A 1,086-nucleotide genomic window follows, 5' to 3' on the forward strand; every position below is an offset into this window, starting at 1 on the left:
TATATTATTTTAAAATATATAATTGTGTCATAAAGTAAACTTAGTTGGGAAAACTTATAACATAAGGAGAACTATATAACATGGAGAATATAATATTGACTTTATTATCTATACCGAAAGTAGGTAGAAAAAGCGTCGATTATTTTATAAGATATATGAAAGAAAAACCAAAAAATGAAAATGATATAGTAGATATATTTGTAAGTCTAAAGAATGCTAATAAAAAAATAAAGGTTCCAACGTTAGAAGAAGTAAAATTAGCCCGTGAAAAAGCTAATGAAATAGTAAGATTATCAAAAGAACAAAATATAGAAACTATAGATATTTTAGACAATAAATTTCCTACAAGATTAAAAATTATAGAAAACTATCCACAAATATTATTTTATAAGGGTAACTATAATGCATTAATAAATGATTATTCTTTAGCTATAATAGGAAGTAGAGAAGCAAGCTCAAATAGTGAGAATAATGCATATGAAATGGCAAATTACTTTGCAAAGGAAACGTATTCTATAGTAAGTGGACTAGCCCTAGGATGTGATACATATGCTCATAAAGGATGCTTAGATGCTAAAGGAATGACAGTAGCAGTATTATCAAGTGGTCTAGATTCTATATATCCTGCTCAAAATAGAGAATTAGCAGAAAGAATAATAGAAAGTGATGGATGCTTATTAAGTGAATATCCAATAGGATTTGCATCCTTTAAAAATAATTTTATAGAAAGAGATAGAATAGAAAGTGGACTTAGTTTAGGAACAATAGTAGTTGAAGCTACTGTTAAATCAGGAACTATGCATACTGCTAATTTTACATTACAACAGGAGAGGGCATTAATTTGTTTTAATATACCTAAAGATGGCAATAAGCTTCTTCTAGAAAAAAATAATGTATTATCTATAAATGGTAAGGATGATATATTTAAAATAAAACAAGAACTAGAAAAAGTAAAAAATAACTTAGAAAATAAAACAAGAGATATTTAATCGTCAAATATCTCTTGTTTTATTTTAGAGAGTATATAACATAATTGAAAGTAAATTTAGTATATTGGAAGATATAAAATTAATTTTTTATTTTATT

1 protein-coding gene is annotated in these 1,086 nt (G+C 25.2%); it reads left to right on the forward strand.

Features of this window, described 5'->3' with window-relative positions:
• Positions 1-80 precede the first annotated feature (80 nt).
• On the forward strand, positions 81-989 hold the full coding sequence (locus tag G3997_RS02785; RefSeq protein ID WP_296647742.1) for a DNA-processing protein DprA: 909 nt from the start codon (positions 81-83) through the stop codon (positions 987-989).
• Positions 990-1,086: the final 97 nt, after the last annotated feature.

Source organism: Romboutsia sp. 13368 (assembly GCF_018336475.1).
In the GTDB taxonomy this organism is placed as follows: Bacteria; Bacillota; Clostridia; order Peptostreptococcales; family Peptostreptococcaceae; genus Romboutsia.

What these genes read in the sequence shown, in the direction of transcription:
- G3997_RS02785 (WP_296647742.1), top strand. Translation starts at nt 81, where the DNA reads ATGGAGAATATAATATTGACTTTATTATCTATACCGAAAGTAGGTAGA.